Origin of the sequence: Microlunatus panaciterrae, assembly GCF_016907535.1 — a bacterium.
In the GTDB taxonomy this organism is placed as follows: Bacteria; Actinomycetota; Actinomycetes; order Propionibacteriales; family Propionibacteriaceae; genus Microlunatus; species Microlunatus panaciterrae.
The window spans coordinates 3,860,616-3,884,596 of the sequence record NZ_JAFBCF010000001.1 but is presented as its reverse complement, the minus strand read 5'-3'; the positions used below and the strand labels follow the sequence as shown (position 1 = coordinate 3,884,596).

Annotated in this window: 22 protein-coding genes; 10 read left to right on the top strand and 12 right to left on the bottom strand. The window is 67.6% G+C overall.

Going from position 1 to position 23,981, the window contains the following annotated elements:
* Positions 1-13: 13 nt before the first annotated feature.
* Positions 14-1,951, bottom strand: a complete 1,938-nt coding sequence (locus tag JOE57_RS17715) for a glycoside hydrolase family 127 protein (protein ID WP_204919962.1) — start codon at positions 1,949-1,951, stop codon at positions 14-16.
* Positions 1,952-2,151: 200 nt separating this feature from the next.
* Here JOE57_RS17715 and JOE57_RS17710 point away from each other — a divergent pair, with 200 nt between their 5' ends.
* Positions 2,152-3,165, top strand: coding sequence for a LacI family DNA-binding transcriptional regulator (locus JOE57_RS17710; RefSeq protein ID WP_204919961.1), 1,014 nt, complete (start codon positions 2,152-2,154; stop codon positions 3,163-3,165).
* A gap of 39 nt (positions 3,166-3,204) precedes the next feature.
* Here JOE57_RS17710 and JOE57_RS17705 read toward each other — a convergent pair whose 3' ends face one another.
* Positions 3,205-3,678, bottom strand: coding sequence for a hypothetical protein (locus JOE57_RS17705; RefSeq protein WP_204919960.1), 474 nt, complete (start codon positions 3,676-3,678; stop codon positions 3,205-3,207).
* A gap of 226 nt (positions 3,679-3,904) precedes the next feature.
* On the opposite strand from JOE57_RS17705, the gene lexA reads away from it, so the two are divergent.
* The gene (gene lexA, locus JOE57_RS17700) at positions 3,905-4,705 is read left to right on the top strand and encodes a transcriptional repressor LexA (RefSeq protein WP_204919959.1); all 801 of its coding nucleotides are present in this window, start codon (positions 3,905-3,907) and stop codon (positions 4,703-4,705) included.
* 85 nt (positions 4,706-4,790) lie between these two features.
* On the opposite strand, the gene sthA is transcribed toward lexA, so the two are convergent.
* The 6 genes from sthA to miaA form a co-directional block, all read right to left on the bottom strand.
* Entirely contained in the window at positions 4,791-6,236 is a 1,446-nt protein-coding gene (gene sthA, locus JOE57_RS17695; RefSeq protein WP_204919958.1) for a Si-specific NAD(P)(+) transhydrogenase, read from the bottom strand.
* Positions 6,237-6,293: 57 nt separating this feature from the next.
* On the bottom strand, positions 6,294-8,246 hold the full coding sequence (locus JOE57_RS17690) for an ATP-dependent DNA helicase (protein ID WP_204920563.1): 1,953 nt from the start codon (positions 8,244-8,246) through the stop codon (positions 6,294-6,296).
* Between the two features lie 421 nt (positions 8,247-8,667).
* Entirely contained in the window at positions 8,668-10,167 is a 1,500-nt protein-coding gene (gene hflX, locus JOE57_RS17685; RefSeq protein ID WP_204919957.1) for a GTPase HflX, read from the bottom strand.
* A gap of 92 nt (positions 10,168-10,259) precedes the next feature.
* A complete protein-coding gene (locus tag JOE57_RS17680) occupies positions 10,260-11,027 on the bottom strand; it encodes an SDR family oxidoreductase (RefSeq protein ID WP_204919956.1) in 768 nt (255 codons plus the stop codon).
* A complete protein-coding gene (gene dapF / locus JOE57_RS17675) occupies positions 11,027-11,851 on the bottom strand; it encodes a diaminopimelate epimerase (protein ID WP_204919955.1) in 825 nt (274 codons plus the stop codon). Before dapF ends, JOE57_RS17680 begins: the two co-directional genes overlap by 1 nt.
* 4 nt (positions 11,852-11,855) lie before the next feature.
* Positions 11,856-12,806, bottom strand: a complete 951-nt coding sequence (miaA, locus tag JOE57_RS17670; protein WP_204919954.1) for a tRNA (adenosine(37)-N6)-dimethylallyltransferase MiaA — start codon at positions 12,804-12,806, stop codon at positions 11,856-11,858.
* 94 nt (positions 12,807-12,900) lie between these two features.
* Between miaA and JOE57_RS17665 the strand changes: the two genes are divergently transcribed.
* The gene (locus JOE57_RS17665; RefSeq protein WP_204919953.1) at positions 12,901-13,131 is read left to right on the top strand and encodes an antitoxin; all 231 of its coding nucleotides are present in this window, start codon (positions 12,901-12,903) and stop codon (positions 13,129-13,131) included.
* Between the two features lie 66 nt (positions 13,132-13,197).
* On the opposite strand, the gene JOE57_RS17660 is transcribed toward JOE57_RS17665, so the two are convergent.
* On the bottom strand, positions 13,198-13,737 hold the full coding sequence (locus JOE57_RS17660; protein ID WP_204919952.1) for a ferritin: 540 nt from the start codon (positions 13,735-13,737) through the stop codon (positions 13,198-13,200).
* Positions 13,738-13,844: 107 nt separating this feature from the next.
* Positions 13,845-15,344: a tRNA (N6-isopentenyl adenosine(37)-C2)-methylthiotransferase MiaB gene (gene miaB, locus JOE57_RS17655; protein ID WP_204919951.1), complete on the bottom strand. Its 1,500-nt coding sequence runs from the start codon at positions 15,342-15,344 to the stop codon at positions 13,845-13,847.
* 69 nt (positions 15,345-15,413) lie between these two features.
* Between miaB and JOE57_RS17650 the strand changes: the two genes are divergently transcribed.
* The 5 genes from JOE57_RS17650 to JOE57_RS17630 all read left to right on the top strand — a co-directional run bounded on the left by JOE57_RS17650 (position 15,414) and on the right by JOE57_RS17630 (position 19,843).
* The gene (locus tag JOE57_RS17650; RefSeq protein ID WP_204919950.1) at positions 15,414-16,310 is read left to right on the top strand and encodes an aldose 1-epimerase family protein; all 897 of its coding nucleotides are present in this window, start codon (positions 15,414-15,416) and stop codon (positions 16,308-16,310) included.
* Between the two features lie 112 nt (positions 16,311-16,422).
* Entirely contained in the window at positions 16,423-17,217 is a 795-nt protein-coding gene (locus JOE57_RS17645) for an amino acid ABC transporter ATP-binding protein (RefSeq protein ID WP_420827693.1), read from the top strand.
* A 91-nt stretch (positions 17,218-17,308) separates the two neighbouring features.
* Positions 17,309-18,163 (top strand): glutamate ABC transporter substrate-binding protein, encoded by an 855-nt coding sequence (locus JOE57_RS17640; protein ID WP_204919949.1) that lies wholly within the window; start codon positions 17,309-17,311, stop codon positions 18,161-18,163.
* A gap of 88 nt (positions 18,164-18,251) precedes the next feature.
* Complete coding sequence (locus JOE57_RS17635; RefSeq protein WP_204919948.1) at positions 18,252-18,932, top strand: amino acid ABC transporter permease; 681 nt, start codon at positions 18,252-18,254, stop codon at positions 18,930-18,932.
* Positions 18,929-19,843, top strand: a complete 915-nt coding sequence (locus JOE57_RS17630; protein ID WP_204919947.1) for an amino acid ABC transporter permease — start codon at positions 18,929-18,931, stop codon at positions 19,841-19,843. Before JOE57_RS17635 ends, JOE57_RS17630 begins: the two co-directional genes overlap by 4 nt.
* 30 nt (positions 19,844-19,873) lie before the next feature.
* Here JOE57_RS17630 and JOE57_RS19035 read toward each other — a convergent pair whose 3' ends face one another.
* Positions 19,874-20,362: a MarR family transcriptional regulator gene (locus tag JOE57_RS19035; protein ID WP_204919946.1), complete on the bottom strand. Its 489-nt coding sequence runs from the start codon at positions 20,360-20,362 to the stop codon at positions 19,874-19,876.
* Positions 20,363-20,424: 62 nt separating this feature from the next.
* Between JOE57_RS19035 and JOE57_RS17620 the strand changes: the two genes are divergently transcribed.
* Both JOE57_RS17620 and JOE57_RS17615 read left to right on the top strand, forming a co-directional pair.
* Complete coding sequence (locus tag JOE57_RS17620; protein ID WP_204919945.1) at positions 20,425-22,221, top strand: chloride channel protein; 1,797 nt, start codon at positions 20,425-20,427, stop codon at positions 22,219-22,221.
* Positions 22,218-22,727, top strand: coding sequence for a nitroreductase family deazaflavin-dependent oxidoreductase (locus JOE57_RS17615; protein ID WP_204919944.1), 510 nt, complete (start codon positions 22,218-22,220; stop codon positions 22,725-22,727). Before JOE57_RS17620 ends, JOE57_RS17615 begins: the two co-directional genes overlap by 4 nt.
* On the opposite strand, the gene JOE57_RS17610 is transcribed toward JOE57_RS17615, so the two are convergent.
* Positions 22,708-23,979, bottom strand: coding sequence for a cysteine desulfurase-like protein (locus tag JOE57_RS17610; protein WP_338041373.1), 1,272 nt, complete (start codon positions 23,977-23,979; stop codon positions 22,708-22,710). The two genes, JOE57_RS17615 and JOE57_RS17610, sit on opposite strands and share 20 nt — an antisense overlap.
* Between the last annotated feature and the right edge of the window lie 2 nt (positions 23,980-23,981).

Here is a 23,981-nt window from a genome sequence, read left to right as displayed (position 1 = left end):
AGGGGGTTGGGCGTCAGGCTGAGGTGGCAGGCAGCCAGACCCGCATTGCGCCGATCTCACGGTTGGCCCATGCGTAGTACGGGATGGCGACCAGTTCGACGTCCCTGCCAGTGAGGTCGCCGGGTTGGGCCGGGTACGGCCAACCCTTCATCTTGGGCGCTGACGGAGCCTTGCCCGCAGCGGTGATGACGGTGACCCCGTCGAGAAGGTCTGCGCGATGCTCGCTGTGCGAGTCTGCGGTGCTGACGAGCTGAGCCAGGTCGAGGTCGACCCCGTCCGGCTGGTCGACCTGTTCGACGGCGTAGACCAGCGGGCCGCGCTCGAGAGCCATGCAGCCGCGGATGGCGTCGATCCGCGGGTCGGCGAACGTGTGCCGGACGGCGAGCGGCAGGTCGAGCTCGACGCGGTCGCCGACCGACCAGACTCGTTCGACCACCGCGTACTCGCCTGCGGTCACCGGTTCGGCATCGCCGTCGACGCTCAGGGTCGCGCCATCGGCCCAGCCGGGGACCCGGAGACTGAGTGCGGTCGGCTGCGGGCTAGCCGCAGTGACAGTGATCGCGACCCTGCCTTGCCAGGGGTACTCGGTGGCCACCTCGACCGACAGCGCCGGGGAGGTCAGCTGTGCCGGCGCGAACTGGTGGATCTGCAGCCCGCCCGCATCGGAGCTGGCGAGGTAGCCGTCCAGGCTCGCCAACGTGCGCATCAGGTTGGGCGGGCAGCAGGCGCAGGAGAACCAGCCTCGACGGCCGTGCGCAGGTGACCGGTCGCCGTCGGGGTGCGCCTCACCGCGCACCTGCAAGGGGTTGACGTAGAAGTACTGGGTCCCGCTGAGCGAGACACCGGACAGAAAACCGTTGAACAGCATTCGTTCGATGGCGTCGGCATAATGCGCTTCTCCGGTGGCCAGCAGCATCCGCCAGGCCCATTGGATGCCGCCGATGGCGGCGCAGGTCTCCGCATAGCCGCGGTCCGACGGGAGCTCGTACGGGTCACCGAACGCCTCACCCTCCCACCGGGCTCCCAGCCCCCCGGTGAGAAAGGTCTTGGTGGACCACATGTGGTCGAACTGTCCGGCCAGCGCCTCCAACAGTGACTGGTCACCCGTCTCGATGGCCAGATCGGCAGCACCGGCGGCAAGGTAGACCGCACGGACCGCGTGCCCCTCAACGCTGCTGGCCTCCCGCACGGGCACCCGATCGGAGAAGTACGTCGGTTCCTTGCCGTAGGACTCCATCAGCCCGTGGCCGCGGGCGTCCACAAAGTAGCGCGCCAGCTCGAGGTAGTCGGCGTTACCGGTCTCGCGATAGAGCTCGACCAGACCCATCTCGATCACCGGATGCCCGTCGACGTCATGCCGCTTGTCCTCGCCGAACGTGCTGACCAGGTGGTCCGCGAGCCGTGTCGCCACTCCCAGCAACTCCCGGTCGCCTGTGCAGCGCACCTGGGCCACCGCCGCCTGCATCAGGTGACCGGCGCAGTAGTGCTCGTGACTCCAGGGCAGGTCGAAGTAGCGGCCACGGTCGGCGTGCCGGAGGGTCACCACCGTGTCGAGGTAGCCGTCCTCGCACTGGGCCGCCGCCACCAGAGCCGTCACCTCACGCTGCATCTGCAGCAGGGCCGGATCCGGGTTGCGGCCGTACTCCCACGCCACCGCCTCCAGCCACTTGTAGACGTCCGAGTCGGCGAAGATGGGCCCGATCGGCTCGCCCTCGCCCTGCCCGGCAGCGATGCGGAAGTTCTGCAGGTTGCCCGCGTCCTCAAGCCGCTCGCGCCCGGACAGGATCGCCTTCGCCGCGTTGGCCTCCTGCCGCGGCGCCCAGAAGCCGCCGGTGATCCGGGCGGTGTCCAGGCCCAGCGGACGCCAGGTGGTCACGGCCTGAGGCCCGGGACGGGCGGGTGCCTGCCCGGAGCTGAGGGTTTCGTTCGGGTTGGCGGCAGCGGTCGACATGGGTGATCTCCCTGGGGATGGCCTGCGGAAAAATAGGAACACGTTTTCTGTGTAGAACCTAGGACCGCACCAGATCGCTGTCAAGCCCCAGAACCCTTGAATGGTGCGGATCCTCAGCCGTCGCGGCTGACCGATCGTGGTTCGTCACAGAGCAGGTAGGATCGGTCCGGAAAGGTGTTTCACTGACGAGGCAGGTGCAGATGGAGATCCAGTCGAGCGCTCGGGTTCCCGCCGGGGTCGTGCGGATCACCGATGTCGCCGCCCTGGCCGGGGTGTCCCCCGGCACCGCATCCAAAGCGCTGAATAACACCGGTCAGTTGCGCGACGCGACCCGCCAGCGGGTATTACAGGCGGCAGAGCAGCTCGGCTTTACTCCGGACAGCCGGGGCCGCGCCCTGTCCTCTGGTCGCAGCTACACCGTCGGCCTGGTCACGACCGACAGCTCGGGCCGGTTCTCGATCCCGATCATGCAGGGCGCTGAGGATGCGCTCAGTGCCGGCGAGATGGCCCTGCTGCTGTGCGACACCCGAGACGACCCACTACGCGAGCAGCACTACATCCGCACCCTGCTCGCCCGCCGGGTGGACGGCATCATCCTGACCGGTCGGAGGACCGAGGCGCGACCGCCGATCAGGGTGCCGGTCCCCACCGTCTATGCCTTCAACCCCTCCACAGACCCCGCTGACGCTTCTGTGGTGGTCGACGATGCCGGCGGGGCGCGCCAGCTCGCCGATCATCTGCTGTCGCTCGGCCGCGAACGGGTGGCGCATGTGACCGGACCCGAGCGGCATCGGAGTGCGGTGGAACGCGCCACCGCTGCGGTCGCGGTGTTGGGTGACCGGTTGGTGGGTCCGCCGCTGTATGGAGAATGGACCGAACGCTGGGGACGGCACGCCGTGGACGTCCTGCTGCGCAGGCACGCGGACGTCGATGCGATCACCTGCGGCAGTGACCAGATCGCCCGCGGGGTGTGCGACCGCCTGCGCGAGCTCGGCCGGGCCGTCCCCACCGACTTGGCAGTAACGGGCTTCGATAACTGGGAGGTCATGGCTCTGGCCAGCCGCCCACCGCTCACCACCATGGATCTGGAGCTGGAGGCTCTGGGGCGTCGAGCGGCCCAGTTGCTGCTCGATGCCATCGCCGGCAACCCTCGCCACGGCCTGCTCGAGCTCCCGCCCAGACTGGTCACCCGCGAGTCGACGCTCGGAGACTGAGCCATCCGGTCGGAGCCAGAGGTCAGCGGTGAAGCCGGCTCAAAGCTCGCCGGATCCCATCGGCGCGACCTGATGGGAGACAGTGGTGGGACGGAAGTTCTCCCCGGTGACCCGCAGCGCGGTGGCACTCACCACCACCAGGGCAGCCATGACCACCATCAGGCCGACCACCAGCACGACGGCGATGCCGCGTTCAGTCAGTCGCACACCCGGCCCGGGTGCGGCGCAGGCGCGCGGGACGGCTCGCCCGAGCGGGTTCAGCTGGGGGGCTGCGACGTTCGTGCGCGGCCTGGCAGACGGCGCCGTGCCGCGGCCGGTCCCTCGCGACGGACGGCCGGGGCGGACCGCTGGGTGCTGGGGCCTGGGCTGCTGGGGCCGGGCGTGCTGGGGCTGGGCGTGCTGGGCCTGGGCATGTGGGCTCTGGCTGGGCACCGAGGCGCGCCGGGTCGCGTCGTCACGGCCTGGCACGGTGACCGGGTGGCTCGCGAGTGCCGGGATCGTCATTGCGCTCATGGTTACTCCTCGGGAAGTGATCGAACGGCTGTTCGAAAAACTGTCTGGCACCTGTCTAACGCATCGGACCGACAATTCCAACGCTATTCGTACACGCGTTCGATGTGTGTCGTCCGATATCGCCAGTCAAGCCGAGGGTGGTGACACTTTTGCAGCGTCGCGGCGGGCAAAGACACGCATCGAACAGGTGTTTGATTTTGTCAGTGCCAGTCTCTAGTTTTGCCTCATGGCAGAACATGACGAGCCCAGCACCGGGCGCCCCACCCCAGCGAAGAAGCGCGGTCGCCCCAGCGCCAAGGATGTCGCCGCCCAGCTCGGCGAGATCGGCAGCAATGTCAGCGCGCTGCCTGATGGCCCCACCGATGCCGATGGCCTGACTCCCCGTCAGCGTCGGATCCTGGAGGTCATTCGGGACGCGGTCGACCAGCGCGGCTATCCGCCGAGCATCCGGGAGATGGGGCAGGCGGTGGGGCTGGCGAGCTCCTCAAGTGTCGCCCACCAGCTGAAGATGTTGGAGAGCAAAGGATTCCTCCGCCGCGACCCCAACCGGCCGCGCGCTCTTGAGGTGCTGCTCCCCGGCGAGTCCGGAACCCGTCCGGCTGCCGGCGTCGAGAGCGGACCCGACCAGACGGGTATCGGCGACGCCTATCCCGAGCCGGTGCACGTCCCGGTGCTCGGCCGGATCGCCGCCGGTGGGCCGATCCTGGCCGAAGAGCGGATCGAGGACGTGTTTGCGCTCCCCCGCCAGCTCGTCGGCGAGGGCACCATGTTCCTGCTCCAGGTGAGCGGTGACTCGATGATTGACGCGGCGATCTGCGACGGTGACTGGGTGGTCGTCCGGCAGCAGCAGACGGCCGACAACGGTGACATCGTGGCCGCCCTGCTGGACACCGAAGCCACCGTCAAGACCTTCAAACGAACGGACGGGCAGGTCTGGCTGATGCCCCACAACCCTGCGTATGACCCGATCGACGGCAACCATGCTTCCATTCTGGGCAAGGTGGTTGCGGTCCTTCGCCGGATCTGATCATGGACCAGGCTCAGCGGCGGGGTGGCATTGAGCAGCAGTCAAGCGGCAAGCTACGTTGATCATCTTCGCTCCATGATCATCGTCACAGAGTGCTTGGCTCGGAGATGATCATCTCGTTGGTGAATCGGGCGACGGCGCGCAGCTTGTTGGCTACGTCGAGAGCCGCCACCTTGTATGCCTCGGACAGTGTCGGGTAGTTCAACACGGTGTCCACCAGGTAGTCGACCGTGCCGCCACACCCCATGATCGCCTGACCGATGTGCACCAGCTCTGTCGCGTTGGTGCCGAAAACGTGCACGCCGAGGATGCTGCGGTTCTCGGAATGCACGATCAGCTTCAACATCCCGTACGAGTCACCAATGATCTGCCCCCGAGCCAGCTCTCGATAGCGCGAGATCCCCACCTCGAAAGGCACCGACTCACCCGTCAGCTCAGCCTCGGTCTTGCCGCAGTAGGAGATCTCAGGAATCGTGTAGATCCCGATCGGCTGCAGTCCGTGCAGTTCGTTGGCGGGCTCCCCGAAGGCGTGCGAGGCCGCTAGCCGGCCCTGGTCCATCGACGTAGCCGCCAGCGCCGGAAAGCCGATCACGTCGCCGACCGCGTAGATGTGCTCCATCGCCGTCCGATAGTTGCTGTCCACCACCAGTCGGCCGCGCGCGTCGGCAGTCAGCCCGGCGAGGTCGAGGTTGAGCTGCGCAGTGTTGCCCTGACGGCCGGCCGAGTACATCACCACTTCGGCGGCGATCTTCTTGCCCGACCCGAGGGTGGTGATGGTCCCTCGCCCAGAGCTCTCGACCGAGGCGACCTCCTCGCCGAAACGAAAGCTCATGGCGTGGTCGCGCAGGTGGAACTTCAGCGACTCGACAATCTCAGGGTCACAGAAGTCCAGCATCTGCGGCCGTTTCTCGACGAGGGTTACCCTGGTTCCGAGAGCGGCGAAGATGGAGGCGTACTCCACCCCGATCACACCGGCGCCGACCACCACCATCGAGTCCGGCACCTTGTCCAGCGCGAGGATCTGGTCCGAGTCAAGAATGCGTACGCCGTCGAACTTGATGTGTTTGGGCCGAGCCGGCGTCGTGCCGGTGGCGATGACCACCTTCTCCGCGGTCAAGGTGCGGTGCTCGAACGTGCTGTCCGACTCGACCGCAAGCGTGTGCGGGTCCAGGAAGGAGGCCATCCCGGGCAGCAGCTCGATGTGGTTGCGAATCAGCTGAGCGCGGATCACCTCGGTCTCCCGTCCGACGACATGCTGCAGCCTGCTCAGCAGGTCCGAGATGGTGATCTCGTCCTTCACCCGATAGCTGGCGCCGTAGATGTCGCGCAACTGCATGCCGGTGAGATAGAGCACGGCCTCACGCAGCGTCTTGGACGGGATCGTTCCGGTGTTGACACAGACCCCACCCACCATGCGCTGGCTGTCGATGACACAGACCTTGTGCCCGAGCTTGGCGGCCATGATGGCCGCCTTCTGACCGCCCGGTCCTGATCCGATCACGGCTAGGTCGAAGTCGTAACTGTGCTCCATAGCCGCAAGAGTGCCAGACAGCCCTTCACGCCGCTAGGGACCGGCGTGACGGTTGAGCTACGTGGCCGCCGGCTCGGACAGCCGCCGGAGAGCTCCGACGGCGACCTCGCGGTCGATCGTCTCCCACATGTCCGGCATCGAAGCCTTCAAGAAGGAGCCGTACCGGGCGGTCACCAGCCGCGGATCCAGCACCGCAACCACCCCACGGTCGCTGACCCTTCGGATCAGCCGTCCCGAGCCCTGGGCGAGCAGCAAGGCAGCGTGGGTTGCCGCTACGGCCATGAAACCGTTGCCACCCGCCTCAGCGACTGCGCGCTGCCTGGCCAGCATCAGCGGCTCATCCGGACGAGGAAAGGGGATCCGGTCAATGATGACGAGCTGGCAGGTCGCTCCGGGAACGTCCACGCCCTGCCACAACGAGAGCGTGCCGAACAGGCTTGCCTGCTCGTCAGCGATGAAGCGCCGAGTCAGTTCCGACAGTTGAGCATCACCCTGGCAAAGGATGGTCATCTTGGGTAACTGTCGCCGTACGTGGATCGCCGCCGCCTCCGCCGCCCGCCGTGAAGAGAACAACCCGAGGGTCCGACCCCCCGCTGCCCAGACCAGCTCGGCGATCTCAGTCATGGCGACATCGGAAAGACCGTCTCGGCCGGGCGGCGGCATCGTCCGGGCGACATAGAGGATCCCCTGGCGGCGGTAGTCGAACGGCGATCCGACATCGAGCCCGCGCCACGGGATGCGTTGGTCGTCGGAGCTCTCGTGCCCGTCTTCGACCGGGCTGGTGTCGTCGCGCTCGGCCGCCCTCAGTCCGACCGAGGCGGCCACGGTGTTGAAGTCGCCCCCCAGCTGGAGTGTGGCAGAGGTCAGGACGGTGGTCCGTTCGGCGAAGACCCGGTCGCGCATCAGCCCGGCCACCGAGAGCGGAGCCACCTTGGCCTCCCGCCCGAAACGTTCCCGCTCGACCACCCAGGTGACGTCGTGCGGTTTCAGTGCCGCCATCCGCTCGGCGACGTCGAAGATCTCCTTCACCGCTGCAGCTGCCTGGCGCCGTTCGGGATCCTCGCCCTGGCCCTCTTTGCCCATCTCGCTGACGGCCTGCCTGGTCGCGTTCCGCATCGACTCGAACGCCTGGACCACGGCGGAGTCAGCGTCCTCGATCCGCTCCAGCGGCGCCTGGTCGAGGGCCCCGCGGAGTGCCTCGGCCGACTCGAGCAGCTCGAGCGCAGTCTCGTCGTCGAGGTGGGCCATGGCTCGCCGCCCTACCCGTTCGACCAGTTGTGGACTGAGCTCCGCCGAGGCCGCGCCGGTGATCCGGGAGACCAGCTCGTGTGCCTCGTCGATGATCACCATCGTGTGCTCCGGCAGCGCCGTACCGCCGTGCAGGGCGTCGATGGCCAGCAGGGCATGGTTCGTCACCACCAGGTCGGCGGCGCGGGCCTTTTCCCGCGACTTCTCGACGAAGCAGCTGTCGCCGTACGGGCAACGCTGGACTCCGAGGCACTCGCGGACCGGGATTGACACCTGCTGCCAGCCCCGCTCGGTGTGCGACGGCGCGTCGTCACGGTCGGCCATTCCTCCGGAGGCGTCCTGCTGCTCTGCCCACTGGCGCAGGGCCAGCACCTCCGCGCCGAGCGCGGACTCCGCTGACTGCGGCGCGCTGCGGATGGTCTCGACCAGCTCGTCAGCCCCGATCAGCGTTGCCTGGTCTTCGCCGACTCCGTCATGGACCCGCAGTTGGCAGGCGTAGTTGGTGCGACCCTTGAGGATGGCGTGGCTGGGCCGGCGGCCGGTCACCTTCTGTACGGCGTCCAGGGCCGCCGGGATGTCGTTGGTCGCGAGCTGGCTCTGCAGGGCCAGTGTCGCGGTGGCGATCACAATCCGGTCGCGCGGGCGGCGGGTCAGGTGCACCAATGCCGGGGCCAGGTAGCCCAGTGACTTCCCGGTGCCGGTGCCCGCCTGGACCAGCAGGTGCCGGCCGGTCTCGAACGACTCTGCGATGGCATCGGCCATCTGGATCTGACCGGGGCGCTCGGCGCCGCCGATCTCCTCGACCGCCGCAGCCAGCACCTCTCGGTGGCCCGGCTTATGCTCCGCCTTGGCACCCGCGGGCGCTGTTGCGGTCGGTTGCGGGCTCACCGAACAACGATAGCGCCGGGGCTACCAGAGACCCAGCCGACACGTTGGGGTTGTGGATCCCCGGTGGCGGCCCCATTGTGATCCGCCTGAACTCGGAGCCAGTGGAAGAGCATCCCACCATCCACCACGCGCTCTGAGCCTGTCGAAGAGCAACCAGTGCCCTTCGACAGGCTCAGGCGCGTGGGCCCTTCGACAGGCTCAGGGCGCGTGGGCAGGCTCAGGGCGCGAGGGCCCTTCGACAAGCTCAGGGCGCGTGGGCAGGCTCAGGGCGCGTAGGCAGGCTCAGGGCGCGCAGTCAGGCTGTGGCAGGGGCGGGCTCGGGGACGAGGAAGCGGGCGAGCTCACCGGCAAGGTCGGGATGCACCCGGGCGACGATCAGTGAGCCGTCGGCGGTGTGCTCCAGGGTCAGGAACTCACCACTCTGATGGATGCGGTTGACCAGGTCACCACGCTCATACGGGATGAGCGCCTTGATCTCGACCTCCGGCTTGGGCAGTCGGGACTCGACGGTGGAGCGCAACGACGAGATGCCCTGGCCGGTCCGGGCTGAGACGATGGCCGCGTCCGGATACTGCGTCCGCAGCATCGTCAGTGCCTCCGGGCTGGCGGCGTCGGCCTTGTTGATCACGATCAGCTCAGGCACTCCCGCTGCCCCGATGTCGGACAGCACTGCCCGCACGGCCGTGATCTGCCCGTTAGGGTCGGGATCTGAGCCATCCACGACATGGACGAGCAGGTCCGCCTGCGCGGACTCCTCCAGGGTCGACGCGAACGCCTCGACCAGGTCGTGCGGCAGGTGCCGGACGAAGCCGACCGTGTCAGTCAGGGTGAAGACGCGGCCATCGGTGGTCTGGCTGCGCCTGGTGGTCGGGTCCAGGGTCGCGAACAGCGCATCCTCCACCAGCACCCCAGCGCCAGTCAGCCGGTTCAGCAGGCTGGACTTGCCCGCGTTGGTGTAGCCCACGATGGCCACCGACGGGATCCGGTGCCGACGACGTTCGGCCCGCTTGGTCTCCCGGGTGCCGTCCATCTCGCGTAGTGCGCTCCGCAGCTTGGCGATCCGACTGTTGATCCGACGACGGTCCGTCTCGAGCTTGGTCTCACCGGGACCTCGTCCGCCGATGCCGCCTCCTGCTGCGCCGACCCGACCGCCGGCCTGGCGAGACAGGTTCCCACCCCAACCGCGCAGTCGCTGCTTGAGATACTGCAGCTGCGCCAGCTCCACCTGCGCCTTGCCCTCCGCGCTCTTGGCGTGTTGGGCGAAGATGTCCAGGATGAGGGCGGTGCGGTCGATCACCTTGACCTTGATCCGGTCCTCGAGGTTACGGAGCTGGGCCGGAGCGAGCTCACCGTCACAGATCACCGTGTCGGCGCCGGTCGCAAGGACGACCTCGCGAAGCTCCTCCACCTTGCCGCTGCCGATGTAGGTGGCCGGGTCCGGCCGGCTACGCCGCTGGATCAGGCCCTCCAGGACCTGCGAACCCGCGGTCTCGGCGAGCAGCTTGAGCTCGACCATGGCGTTCTCTGCGTCCTCCTCGGTGCCGCTGGTCCACACGCTGACCAGCACGACACGCTCCAGCAGGAGCCGGCGGTATTCCACCTCGGAGATATCAGACAGCTCGGTCGACATCCCGGCGACGCGGCGCAGCGAGATCCGGTCGGCCAGATCCTGCTGGTCGCCGTTATCGAGGGCGCGGTAGTCGGTGTCGTCGCTGGGCTTGAAGTCCTCGACCACGAGCTCGTCGGCGTCGTGGTCGGCATCCTGAGGGGCAAGGTCTCTTTGCGGCAATGTCATCTTGTGACCAAGAATCTCACGAGCGACCAAACAGGTCGAGTCTTTTTGCCTTCCGATACCCGGTCGTTCGCCAGACGGGTCCAGCGCGGGCGTCAGAACAGGCTGTAACCGCCGTCGACGACCATCACCTCACCGGTCATGAACGACGACGCCTGCGACGCCAGGAAGACGACACTCGGTCCCAGCTCGACGGGCAACCCGAACCGCTGCATCGGCGCGTCCTCGATCCAGTACCGCCGGAACTCTGGCGCGTCAACGGGGCTCATCTCGGTCTTGATGTACCCGGGCGCCAGAGCGTTCACCCGTACGCCCGCGGGCGCCCACTCGGCGGCCAACGACCGGGTCAGGTGGTGTACGGCCGCCTTGGACGCGTTGTAGGCCGGCTGCCACTGCGGCCGGTTGACGATGTTGGCTGACATCGACCCTATGTTGACGATCGACCCATGCCCCTGCGCCACCATCACCCGGCCAAACGACTGGGCGCAGTTCCAGACCCCGTTGACGTTGACGTCCATCACCGTCCGCCACTCATCCTCGGTCACCTCGAGCGCGGGGCGGTGAATGCACGCGCCCGCGTTGTTCACCAGTACGTCCACCCGCCCGAGCTGTGCAATGGCGGCGTCAACCGCCGCCTGCACCTCCCGGGCATCGGTGACGTCCGCGGTGACGACGGCCGTGCGCACTCCGAGCGGCTCGAGCTCGGCCAGCACCGCGGCACAGTTGGCGACGTCTCGGACCAGCAGAACGACATCACTGCCTGCCTCGGCCAGGGCCACCACCAGCGCGCGGCCGATGCCTCGGTTGGCGCCGGTCACCACTGACACCCTGCCGGCCAGCGAGAACGTGTCCAGAACACCCATCACAGCTCCTCGGGAAGAATCAGCTCGCCGTTCGCAATGATCACCGCGGGCCCGGTCAGAAAGGCCTGGCCCTCGGTCAGCTCGACCTCGACCGTACCGCCGGGGACATCGACGCGGTAGCTCACCGGAAGCGGCTCGGCCGCGGCCGCCGCGGCCGCAGCGGCCGCGGCGACGGTTCCGGTGCCGCAGGACCGGGTCTCCCCCACGCCGCGTTCGTAGACGCGCATGGCCACATGCCGCTCGCCGACCCGCCGGACGAACTCGAGGTTGACTCCGTTGGGGAAAGCCTCCGGCGGAGACCAGGTCGGCGCCGTGAACAGCTGCAGCGCCTGAAGGTCATCGACGAAGCTGACCGCGTGCGGGTTGCCGACACTCACGGTCCGGGCGCGGTGTTTCACCCCACCCACGGTCACGGTGACCTCGCCGCCCAGCGTGACCGGACCCATCGCCACCCGGATGCTGGTGTCTGGGTATACGGTCGCCTCCCTCAGGCCAGCCCGGGTGGCGACCTGGACCACCGGCCCAGTGGCCAGATCCTGCTCGAGCAGAAACCGGACGAACACGCGGATGCCGTTGCCGCACATCTCGGCGACCGAGCCGTCGGCGTTGCGGTAGTCCATGAACCAGAGGTCCGGGTTGCCCTCCCACTCGGGGATGTGTGCGGCCCGGACAGCGCGCAACAGGCCATCGGCCCCGATGCCGGAGTGCCGGTGGCAGATGAACCTGACCTCGGCCTCGCCCGGGTTGAGCATGGACTCCCGGTCCTGCAAGAGGACGAAGTCGTTCTGGGTGCCGTGCCCCTTGGAGAAGGTCCATCTGCGCATGGCTTCAGTGTTCCATTCCGGCCTGTGCCGGCAGCTCGGGCCCGTTCTCGCCCACCACCCGCCAGACCTGGTCGAGAAGGTCGGGGGCGAGTCCCGACACCCACCGGATCCTTGGGTCGCGCCGGAACCAGCCGCCCTGCTTGCGCGAGAACCGCCTGGTCCCCGCAACCGTACGCATCCGTGCCTCGTCCTCGGTTGTGGAGCCGGACAGGAAGTCCAGGATCTGCCGGTAGCCCAGCGCGCGGGAGGCGGTGACCCCCGACCGCAGCCCCCGGCGCTCGAGCTCGATCACCTCGGTCACGAAACCTTCCCCCCACATCCGGTCGACCCGGTCACTGATGCGCTGGTCGACCAGGTCACGCTCGATATCGAGACCGATCTGGAGCACGTCCGGCAACTGGTAGCGGTAGCCCGGCAGGCCGACACTGAACGCCCTGCCCGTGAGGGCGATCACCTCGAGCGCCCGGACGATCCGTCGGCCGTTGCCGGGCAGGATCGCCGCTGCTGCGGCCGGGTCCTGCTGCTGCAGCCGGGCGTGCAGCCTGTGCGGCCCGTCGGCGGCCAGGTCCGCCTCGAGGGCGGCCCGGACGGCCGGGTCGGTACCGGGAAACTCGAAGGCGTCGACGATGGCCCGGACGTAGAGAGCCGACCCGCCGACCACGATCGGCCGCACGCCCCGCCGCCGACAGTCCGCGATGGCGGCACGGGCGAGGGCCTGGAACTCGGCCACGGTCGCCGTCTGGGTGATGTCGAGGATGTCGATCAGGTGATGAGGCACTCCGTCGCGTTCGGCGGCGGTGGGCTTGGCGGTGCCGATGTCCATCCCGCGGTAGACCAGCATCGAGTCGGCATTGACGATCTCCGCCTCGATCTGCTCCTGACCGAGTCGGCGCGCCAGAGCTACGGCGAGAGAGGACTTCCCTGCCGCGGTGGGCCCCACCAAGACGATCGTCACCGGACCATTCTGCCGGACTCACCCTCACGCTCCGAAAGGTCCGGCCTGATAGAAAGACACCAATGATCCGCACCTCCCGACAGGAAGGCATGTGATGGGAATCTTCGACAAGGCCAAGGATGCGTTCGAGGCGCACAAGGACAAGATCGACCCGGATCTGGTCGATAGCGGCATCGACAAGGCGGGGGACCTGGTCGACGACCGGACCGGGGACAAGTACGTGAGCCAGGTGGACAAGGCCCAGGGCTTCGCCCAGGACCGGGCGGACGGTCTGCTCGGTGCGGACCACCCGGAGCCGGGCGGCCCGCCCACGGGCGGCCACTGAGCGCGTCGGCCCGGTCGGCGGGCGCGAGCACCGCTGTCGTCAGCGCCGACAGCCGGCACAGGACAGCTAGTTGGCTCGCCGCCCGCTGCCGGCGGTGGCGGGTGCCGTCGAATCGGTGCGCTCGGTCTCATGCTCGCGCTGCACGTAGTCCTCGACCACCTCGGGCTTGTCGCCGGCGCGGGTGACCACGGTGGCGAGCGCACTCATTGTGGCGACGTGCTCGACCTGTTCCTTGATGAACCATTGCATGAACTGGTCGGAGGCGAAGTCGTTCTCCTCCCGCGCGATCCGGGTGAGCTCGTTGATCTGGGCGGTGACCCGCCGCTCCTGCTCGAGTGCCAGTCGGACCGGCGCGGCGGGATCCTCGAAACCGCAGTCCGGTGCGTCCACCCCGGGAATGGTGACCGGTGCGTCCTGGTCGATCAGGTAGCGCACCATCATCATGGCGTGGTCACGCTCCCCGAGTGCCTGCCGGTAGAAGAAGCCGGCCGTCCGCGGCATGGTGGCCGCATCGTAGAAGGCGGCGCAGGCCAGGTACTGCTGATGGGCAGCGAACTCATGGCCGATCTGCATGTTGAGTTGTTCGACGAACCGCTCTGCGGGCATCGGGTGGCTCCTTCTGCTCTTCCTGGTGGGCGTCTGGTCGAGGCTCCGAAGGGTGTCCATCCTCGCATTCACGACTCCCGCTGGCCAGGAACCCCCTCTGACCCTGCTCAGCCGGTCGAGCAGCCCATGGCCGGGGCCAACGGTGCGGGAACGCCGAGCTGCGGCATCCCCAGGCCAACAGGGGCCGGTGCGGCGGCGCGCTCCTGCCGGGCCTGCCACGCGTCTCCGCCCGGGGTCCGCCGGAGCCCGCTGATGCCGGAGTCGGCATTGAGGTGATGGGGTGCGGCATAGCTGATCACCGTCTCGGCGATGTCCCCGGGCCGCGGTCGGAGCTGCTCCTCTGCCGGGACGGCGACATGGACCAGGCGGTTGTCGCGAGCGCGACCCGACATCCGGGCGGTGGCGGCGTCCTTGCGGCCCTCCCCGGCGGCGAACAGCACCTCGACCCGTTCGCCCACCAGCTTGCTGTTCTCCTGCCAGGCGATGTCGTTGACGGCGGCGACCAACCGCTCGTACCGCTCCTGCACCACCTTCTTGGGGATCTGGTCGGGCATGGTAGCGGCCGGGGTGCCGGGGCGGATCGAGTACTGGAAGGTGAACGCTGCTGCGAACCTCGCCTGTTCGACGACCTCCAACGTGTGTTGGAAGTCCTGCTCCGTCTCGCCGGGAAAGCCCACGATGATGTCGGTCGTGATAGCGGCCGCCGGCATCGCCGCTCGAACCGTGTCGATGATCTTGAGGTAGCGGTCCCGGCGATAGGACCGGCGCATCGCCCGTAGGACGGTGTCGGAGCCCGACTGCAGCGGCATGTGCAGCTGCGGCATCACGTTCGGTGTCTCGGCCATCGCCTGGATCACGTCATCGGTGAAGTCCTTGGGATGCGGTGAGGTGAACCGGACCCGCTCAAGCCCCTCGACCTGGCCGCATGCTCGCAGCAGCCGGGCGAAGGCGCCCCGGTCGCCGAACTCGACACCGTAGGCGTTGACGTTCTGGCCCAGCAGGGTGATCTCCTGCACGCCTTCGGACACCAGGGCTTCGATCTCGGCCAGAATGTCACCGGGCCTGCGGTCCGTCTCCTTGCCCCGCAGTGCCGGCACGATGCAGAAGGTGCAGGTGTTGTTGCAGCCGACACTGATGGAGACCCAGGCCGAGTAGGCCGAGTCACGCCGGGTCGGCAGCGTCGACGGGAAACGCTCCAGAGACTCCGCGATCTCCACCTGCGCCTCGGCCTCGATCCGGGCGCGCTCCAGCAGCACCGGGAGCGCCCCGATGTTGTGGGTGCCGAAGACGACGTCGACCCAGGGTGCCTTCTTGACGATCAGATCCTGGTCCTTCTGCGCCAGGCAGCCACCGACGGCGATCTGCATCCCGGGCCGAGCCTGCTTGGTGGGCAGCAGATGGCCGAGGCTGCCGTACAGCTTGTTGTCGGCGTTCTCGCGGACCGCGCAGGTGTTGAACACGACCACATCCGCCGCCCCGTCGGCGCCTGCGTGACGATAGCCCGCCTCCTCCAGCAGACCGGCCAGGCGCTCGGAGTCGTGAACGTTCATCTGGCAGCCGTGGGTGCGGATCTGGTAGGTGCGGGTTTCGGACGTGCGCTCAGACATGATGGCGCCCAGCCTAATCCGAAATGCCCCCCTGACCCGAATGAGCGCGCTGCCACTACAGTCACAGCCATGACCACACCCACCGGCGAGCAGTACGAGATCCGCAGCGGCAACAAGGTCGCGGTCGTCACCGAGGTTGGCGCGACGCTCCGCAGCTTCACCGTGGATGGCCATGAGGTGGTCCGCGGATTCTCCGAGAACGAGATGGTTCACATGGGTCGCGGCCAGCAGCTGCTGCCCTGGCCGAACCGGATTCGGGACGGGGTCTACACCTTCGCCGGCGAACAGCACCAGCTCGCGCTGTCCGAGCCCGAACGCCACAACGCCATCCACGGTCTGGTCCGCTGGGTGCCGTGGACCCTGGTCTCGAGAAGCGAGAGCTCGGTGACGCAGCAGGTCCGGGTCTACCCGCAGCAGGGCTGGCCGGGGATCGTTGAGGCGACCATCACCCACTCGGTCGATGAGGCCGGCCTTCGGGTCGACGTCCAGGCCAGCAACCTCGGGACGGAGCCGACACCTTTCGGCTACGCAGCGCATCCGTATCTCACTGCCGGAGAGAGCACGGTCGACGAGCTCGCCGTCCGGCTGCCGGCCGACCGCTACCTGGAGGTGGATGAGCGGCTGCTCCCGATCGCCATCCATCCGGTGGACGGGACCGTCTTCGACCTCCGGGCCGGCGACCCGCTCGGTCAGCTGAACCTCGACACCGCGTTCACCGGCCTGCAGGCCGACGACGGCCGGTGGCGGGTGACCCTGTCCCTGGGTCAGCGGACCACCACCTTGTGGGCCGACGAGGCGTACACCTGGTTGCAGGTGTTCACCGGTGGTGACTCCCGGCAGATGTCCGTCGCGGTGGAGCCGATGACCTGCGGACCGGATGCGTTCAACGAGGGCCCGACCGCAGACGGGGTCATCGTGCTCGCGCCAGGGCAGTCGTTCGCCGCCAGCTGGGGCATCCAGGGCTGACGCCGTTCGGGCCAAGACGTAACCGAATCTCAACCCGAATTTCCCACTGTCCCCGCATGGTCTCTACTAGGGTCACTTCATGACGGAAACCCCTGGTCCGCCCCCTGGTGGCATGTCCGAGAACGCAGACAGCGCCACAGCGACCACCGGTGCGATACGCAACCACGTCGGTGAGCCGCTGGTGGTGCTCACGGACGTCGAGAAGTTCTTCGGTGAGCTGCATGTGCTGCAGAACATCAATCTCACCATCGGCAAGGGCGAGGTCGTTGTCGTCATCGGACCGTCCGGTTCGGGCAAGTCGACGCTGTGCCGCTCGATCAACCGGCTGGAGACCATCCAGTCCGGGACCATCAGCATCGACGGGGTGCCGCTGCCCTCTGAGGGCAACGGACTGGCCAAGCTGCGCGCCGATGTCGGCATGGTCTTCCAGTCGTTCAACCTGTTCGCCCACAAGACGATCCTGGACAATGTCACGCTCGGTCCGATCAAGGTCCGCAAGCTGTCCAATGCTGAGGCACGCAAGCGTGGGATGGAGCTGCTCACTCGGGTCGGCGTGCAGGACCAGGCGGAGAAATACCCCGCCCAGCTGTCCGGCGGCCAGCAGCAGCGCGTCGCCATCGCTCGTGCGCTGGCCATGAACCCCAAGGTGATCCTCTTCGACGAGCCGACCTCGGCGTTGGACCCGGAGATGGTCAACGAGGTGCTGGACGTGATGGTCGACCTCGCCCGGCAGGGCATGACCATGGTCGTGGTGACCCACGAGATGGGGTTCGCCCGCAAGGCCGCTAACCGGGTGGTCTTCATGGCCGACGGTCAGATCGTTGAGGAAGCCGATCCCGACACCTTCTTCACCGCGCCGAAGAGTGCGCGGGCCAAAGATTTCCTGAGCAAGATCCTGACCCACTAGCTCAGGTGCGCCCCCGGCGCAGGCAGTACACACAAGGGCGTGTGGTCGGCCCACTCAAGACGAACTCGTTCCTGACTCTCCGGAGGATGACATGAAGAAGATCACAAAGATCGGCGCCATCGCCGCCAGTGCGGCGTTGGCACTCACCCTGGCCGCCTGCGGTGGCGGCGGCAGTGGCGGCGGAGGTGGCGGTGGCGGCGGCGGCGGCGGCGACTCGATCACCATCGGGATCAAGTTCGACCAGCCGGGCCTCGGCCAGCAGGAGGGCAACAAGTTCACCGGCTTCGATGTCGAGGTGGCCAAGTATGTGGCCAAGCAGCTCGGTTACGCCGAGGACAAGATCACCTTCAAGGAGTCTCCCTCGGCCCAGCGTGAGACGCTCATCTCGAGCGGACAGGTGAAGCTGATCTTCGCGACCTACTCGATCACCGACGACCGCAAGCAGAAGGTGTCCTTCGCCGGACCATACTTCATCGCCGGCCAGGACCTCCTGGTGCGGGCGGACAACACCGACATCACCGGACCCGACACGCTGAACGGCAAGAAGCTCTGCTCCGTCACCGGGTCCACCTCGGCGAAGAAGATCAAGGACAACTACGCCTCCGGGGTGCAGCTGCAGGAGTACGACACGTACTCCAAGTGTGTGGAGGCGCTCAACTCCGGTGCCATCGACGCTGTGACCACCGACAACGTGATCCTGGCCGGCTTCGCCGCCCAGTCGCAGTACCAGGGCAAGCTCAAGCTCGTCGGCAAGCCGTTCTCTGAGGAGCGTTACGGGGTCGGCCTGAAGAAGGGCGACACGGAGCTCTGCGGCAAGGTGAACACCGCACTCGAGAAGATGGTGTCGGACGGTTCCTGGCAGAAGGCCCTCGACGACACCGTCGGGCCCTCGGGCTTCAAGCCAGACAGCACCAAGAACCCGCCGAAGCCGGACACCTGTTCCTGATTCCCATCTCGAGGGTGCGCTCCGAACCCGGTTCGGGTCGCACCCTCGAGCAGGGAGCGATCCTCGGATGGAGACGATGTGACCTGCCATGATTGAGCTGCTCCAGAAGTACGACGTCCTCGCGGCATTCTGGATGACCATCAAGCTGACCTTCTTCTCCGCCATCGGGGCACTGATCATCGGTACCGTCGTCGCGGTGTTGCGGGTCTCACCGGTCAACGTCTTCCGTGCCTTCGGCACCGCCTTCGTCACCGTCGTCCGCAACACGCCGCTCACCCTGATCGTGTTCTTCTGCGCGTTCGGTCTCTACAACACCCTCGGGATGCGGCTCGCATCGAGCGACTCCCCGACGTCGATCGTCGACAACAACTTCCGGTTCGGCGTCATCGCCCTGGCCGTCTACCACGCGTCGTTCGTCGCGGAAGCGCTGCGCAGCGGCATCAACACCGTTCCGCAGGGGCAGGCTGAGGCGGCGCGCGCGATCGGCCTGGGCTTCGGCCCCACCCTGACCCAGGTGGTGCTGCCCCAGGCCTTCCGAGGCGCGATCGCGCCACTCGGGAACGTCATGATCGCGCTCACCAAGAACACCACGGTCGTCGCGACAGTGGGCGTCGCAGAAGCCTCCTACCTGATGAAGAGCATGCTCGAGTTCGACTCCTCCCTGCTCTATGCGATCTTTGCGATCATGGCGACCGGCTTTGTGATCTTGACCCTGCCGATGGGCGTGCTCTTCACCACGCTGTCCCGGCGGCTGTCGGTGAAGCGATGAGCGCCCAGACGAGCGTCCTCTTCGACGTTCCCGGGCCTCGCGCCAAGCGGCGGCACGTCGTCCTCGGCGTGATCGGGGTGCTGGCGCTGGCGGGTGTGCTGCTGTTCGTCCTGCGTGCCCTGGCGAACCCGGAGAACAACCAGCTGACGGCGGAGAAGTGGCTGCCGTTCATCAGCGCCGAGGCGTGGACGGCCTACTTCCTCCCTGGTCTCCGGGCCACGGTGACGGCTGCCGCCATCGCCGTCGTCCTCTCCAGCATCTTCGGCATCCTGCTGGGGATGGGTCGGCTGTCCGGGTTGGCTCCGGTGCGCTGGGTCTGCGGCATCTTCGTCGAGTTCTTCCGCTCCGTACCGGTGCTGATGATGATGTTGTTCTCGTACTACTTCGCCCTGTACGCCCTGCAGATGACCGGCGACGTGTTGTCACTCTTCGGCGTCGTCGCGGGTCTGACGTTCTACAACTCCTGCGTGATCGCCGAGCTGATCCGATCCGGGGTGAACTCGCTGCCCAAGGGCCAGGGCGAGGCCGGGTTGGCCATCGGCCTGACCCCCACCCAGACGCTGACCTCGATCCTGCTGCCTCAGGCGATCACCGCCATGCTGCCCTCGATCATCAGCCAACTGGTGGTGATCTTGAAGGACTCGGCGCTCGGCTACATCATCTCCTATTCCGAGCTGATCCGGGCCGGACAGAACTTCGCCAGTTCGAAGGGCAACCTGATCCCCACCTTCATCGTGCTGGCCGTCCTGTTCATCGTGATGAACTACGCGTTGACCAGGCTTGCCCGGCTGCTCGAGGGGCGGATGCAGGCGCGCCGGCGGGGTGGCGGGCCTGCGGGCTCGGCTCCGGACCCGCAGCTGCAGGTCGGAGCGGCCACCACGCTCATCGCCCGCGACGGCGGGAACGCCTGAGCTGCCGTCCGCCCGCTGAGCTGACGCTCCTCATAACCACGGAACATTCCCGACCACGACGTCATCGCCGAAGGTGGTGAAGGCGGTCAGGGCCCGGACGAGTTCGGTCCGCGTCTCCGCGGGCATCCGGCGCACGATGTTGCTGATCTCGGAACGCCGCTTGTCCGTTACCTGCGCAACGACCCGTTCGCCTTTGGTGGTGAGACTGATCAACAACTCGCGTCGCGAGTCGGGGTTGGCTCGCCGGTCGACCAGGTCGGCGCTGACCAGGCGGTCCAGCATCCGAGTCGCTGTCGACGGGTTGACGTCGAGATGGTCGGCCAAAGTGCTCGACTTCAGCGGACCGTGCATCTGCAACACCACCAGCAGCCTGAACTGCGCAATGGTGATGGTCTCGTCCACCGAGGCGATCGACCGAGCCGACACCGCCACCAGCAGCCGTGAGGCATTCAGCACAGCATCGGTGACCGCGTCGACATCCTCAATCGCCGTCGACTTCCTGTTGTGTTCATGGCTCACCAATCCAGTTCTATCAAACTTCGAATAGACGCGCTCTCTGCAAATGTTGCATACTGCAATATATGTCATCTAGCAGTCGTCCGTGTCAGCCCCGACCGGTCGCCCTTCCGGTGCCGGCACATCAGCCACTACACCGGTGGCTGCGGGAAAGCTCGACGGGCCTGGTTGTGCTGGCGATCACCATTGGAGCCGGTGCCGGCCTGGGCGCCATCGCCTTCCGCTGGCTGATCAACGGATTCACTCTGCTGTTCAGTGGACACGCTGACTATTCGGCCGCAGCGGGCGAGCCCCATCGATGGTTCCCGGGACTCGGTTCCTGGTTCCTGCTGATCGCCCCCGTCGTGGCCGGTCTGATCTACGGGCCGCTGGTGCATCGGTTCGCCCCTGAGGCACGGGGCCACGGAGTGCCGGAGGTGATGTACGCGGTGGCGGAGCGGGGCGGCCGCATCCCCGCTCAGGTCAGCGTGGTCAAGGCAGTTGCCTCGGCCCTCTGCATCGGTTCGGGAGGCTCGGTCGGCCGCGAAGGCCCCATCGTCCAGATCGGCTCCGCCCTAGGATCCACTGTCGGTCGGATCGCCAGGCTGCCGGAGGGTCGGCTCCGGATGCTCGTCGCCTGTGGCGCTGCCGGTGGCATCGCGGCCACCTTCAACGCCCCGTTGGCCGGGCCGATGTTCGCCATGGAGCTGATCCTCCGCAACTTCGCTGTGGAGTCCTTCGGGGCTGTGGTGCTGTCCAGCGTGACGGCGAGTGTGGTCAGCCGCGCCGTGCTCGGTGACGAGGCCTTCCTGTCGCTGCCGGCCTTCACCCTCCGGAGCCCCGTCGAGTACCTGCTGTTCATCCTGCTGGGGTTGGTGGTCGGCGCGATCGGCGTACTGTTCAGCCGGGTCCTCTACCTCATCGAGGACGTCTGCGACTGGGCTTGGCGCGGACCCGAGTGGCTTCGCCCAGCCGCGGGAGGTCTGCTGCTGGGGGTGGTGCTGCTCGTGCTGCCGGAGATGTACGGTGTCGGCTATCCCGTGCTGGAGAACGCCGTCGAAGGCCGCTACCTGCTCGGGTTCCTCCTGCTCCTGATGGCCGGGAAAATGCTGGCGACGAGTCTCACGATCGGTATCGGGGGCTCCGGTGGCGTCTTTGCACCCTCGCTCTTCATCGGGGCGACGGCCGGCACGGCGTTCGGAACCGTTGCGCACGCCTGGTTGCCTCATCTGACCGCCGCTCCAGGTGTCTACGGTCTGATCGGGATGGGCGCGGCCTTCGCCGGAGCGGCCCGCGCCCCCATCACTGCCGTGATCGTGCTGTTCGAGCTCACCGGGGAGTACACCATCATTCTGCCGATGCTGACCGCGATCGTGATCGCTACCCTGACCAGCCGCGCACTCACCCCGGACACCATCTACACCCGCAAGCTTCGGCGCCGCGGCATCGATCTGGACCGACCGGCCTCACCGGACCAGCCGTCGTCGATGCCGGTGTCGTCGGTTCTGGAGCGGCTCCCCCAGCCGTTGGGCGAGGACGACGACCTCGCGAGTGCGGCGCGGGCCCTGGCCCGGTCAGATCATGGGATGCTGCCGGTGGTCGGCACGGACGGCAGCTATCACGGATGTGTCACGGCGCGGGCGGTGGCGGAGGCCTTCGACGATGAGACGTCCGCCGGAAGGCGGGTCGCAGACCTCACCGAGCTGCCGCCTCTGGTGACCACCACCTCCACCGTCTCGGACGCCCTCTCGGCCCTGGTGGCCGAACAGGGCAGCGGGCTGCCCGTCCTCGACCCCGACGACCACGCACTGGTGGGCTGGATCACCCATCAAGGGATTCTCACCGCACTGCATACCCCGGCTCCGCGGGAGTCGAGAGCATGAGTCGAAACCGACGCTCCGGGGGGATCCTGAACCGCAGACCCAGAGGACCGCTGCTCTGGGCCTTCCGACTCCCCGTGGTGCTCTTCCGGATGGGTGCGGGCGCCGTATTCGGCCGAAGGCTCATCTACCTCGTCCATCTCGGACGGCACACTGGCCGACGGCGGGACACCGTGCTCGAGGTGGTGGACTATGACCCGACCGGACCGGAGGTCTTCGTCGTCTCGGCCCGCGGCCCGCAGAGCGACTGGTTCCTCAACCTACAGTCATCCGGCGCGCTCGAAGTCCGCCTGGGAAGCCAGCATTGGTCGCGCCCCGAACACCGCGTGTTGCCCCCGGATGAGACGCTCCGGCTGCTGCAACGGTATCGCAGGCGACATCCGTTCCTCTGGCAGGCGTTGTCGCCGCTGTTGACTGCCCCACGCCATCCCGATGCGGACGCCTGGACCGCGTTGGCCAACCGACTGACGGCTGTCGCTCTCCGACCGGTCAGCCCGCCAGCTCGGTGAGTGCCGAGACGAGCCGGTCGACGTCGTCGGCGTTGGAGTAGGGCGCCAGTCCCACCCGAACTGCACCACCATCGCCCAGGCCCAGGTGCCTGGAGGCCTCGAGGGCATAGAAGCTGCCGGCCGGTGCGTTGAGCCCACGCTCGGCCAGCCGGTCCGACACCTCGCCCGGCGTCATCCCGGCTACGGAGAACAGCACGGTCGAGGTGCGGCTGGCGGCACGGCTGTACACAGTGACCCGGTCGAGCTCGGCCAGTGCGCCCTCCAGCCGGCTCAGCAGGGCGGACTCGTGGGCATCCAGCAGTCGGTACGCCCGGGTGAGGCGCTGTCGACGGTCGGCGCCACCGGCCAGCCCGGCGAGGTAGTCGACCGCGGCTGTGGTCCCGGCCAGCAGCTCGTACGGCAGCGTGCCCAGCTCGAACCGCTCCGGCACCGCGTTGCTGGACGGCAACAGCTTGTCCGGTCGCAGTGTGTCCAGCAACGCCGGTGGTGCCGCGAGCACACCGAGGTGCGGGCCGAGGAACTTGTACGGTGAGCAGACCAGGAAGTCGGCCCGCAGGGCGGCCAGGTCGACCAGTGCATGGGCGGCGAGATGTACCCCATCGACGTAGAGCAGCGCACCGGCGGCGTGCACAAGATCGGCGATAGCGGGGATGTCTGGCCTGGTGCCGATCAGGTTGCTTGCACCGGTGACGGCCACCAGCCTCGTCCGCTCAGACAACAGGTCGGCGACCGCCCGGGTCGGCAGCTCCCCGGTGGCCGGGTCGAACTCCGCCCAGCGGACCACAAGGCCGCCGCGCTCGGCGGCCAGCAGCCAGGGCCGGATGTTGGAGTCATGATCCAACCGGCTGACCACGATCTCGTCGCCGCGCCGCCACTCAGACGTGCCGTCCGTGCCCGAGCGGCCGGCGGCCAGCATCCGGGAGACGTCGAACGTCAGCGCCGTGGCGCTGCGGCCGAAGACGACGCCGCCGGGCTGGGCGTTCAGCAGGTCTGCCATCGCCGTCCGGGCGGCCCGCACGATCGAGTCTGCGTTGCGCTCTGCGGGGGTCCGGGTCCCCCGGTTGGCCAGAGGCGCACGCAATGCATCGGCGATCGCCTCGATGACCGGTGTGGGTGTCTGGGTCCCTCCCGGTGAGTCGAAATGGGCGGTACCGAAGGCCAGTGACGGGAAGTCCGTGCGGACGCGTTCTGGATCGAGCGGCGCGATGTCGAGGGCGGCCTCGTCGATCGAGGCCCGATCGGGGACGGTCACGA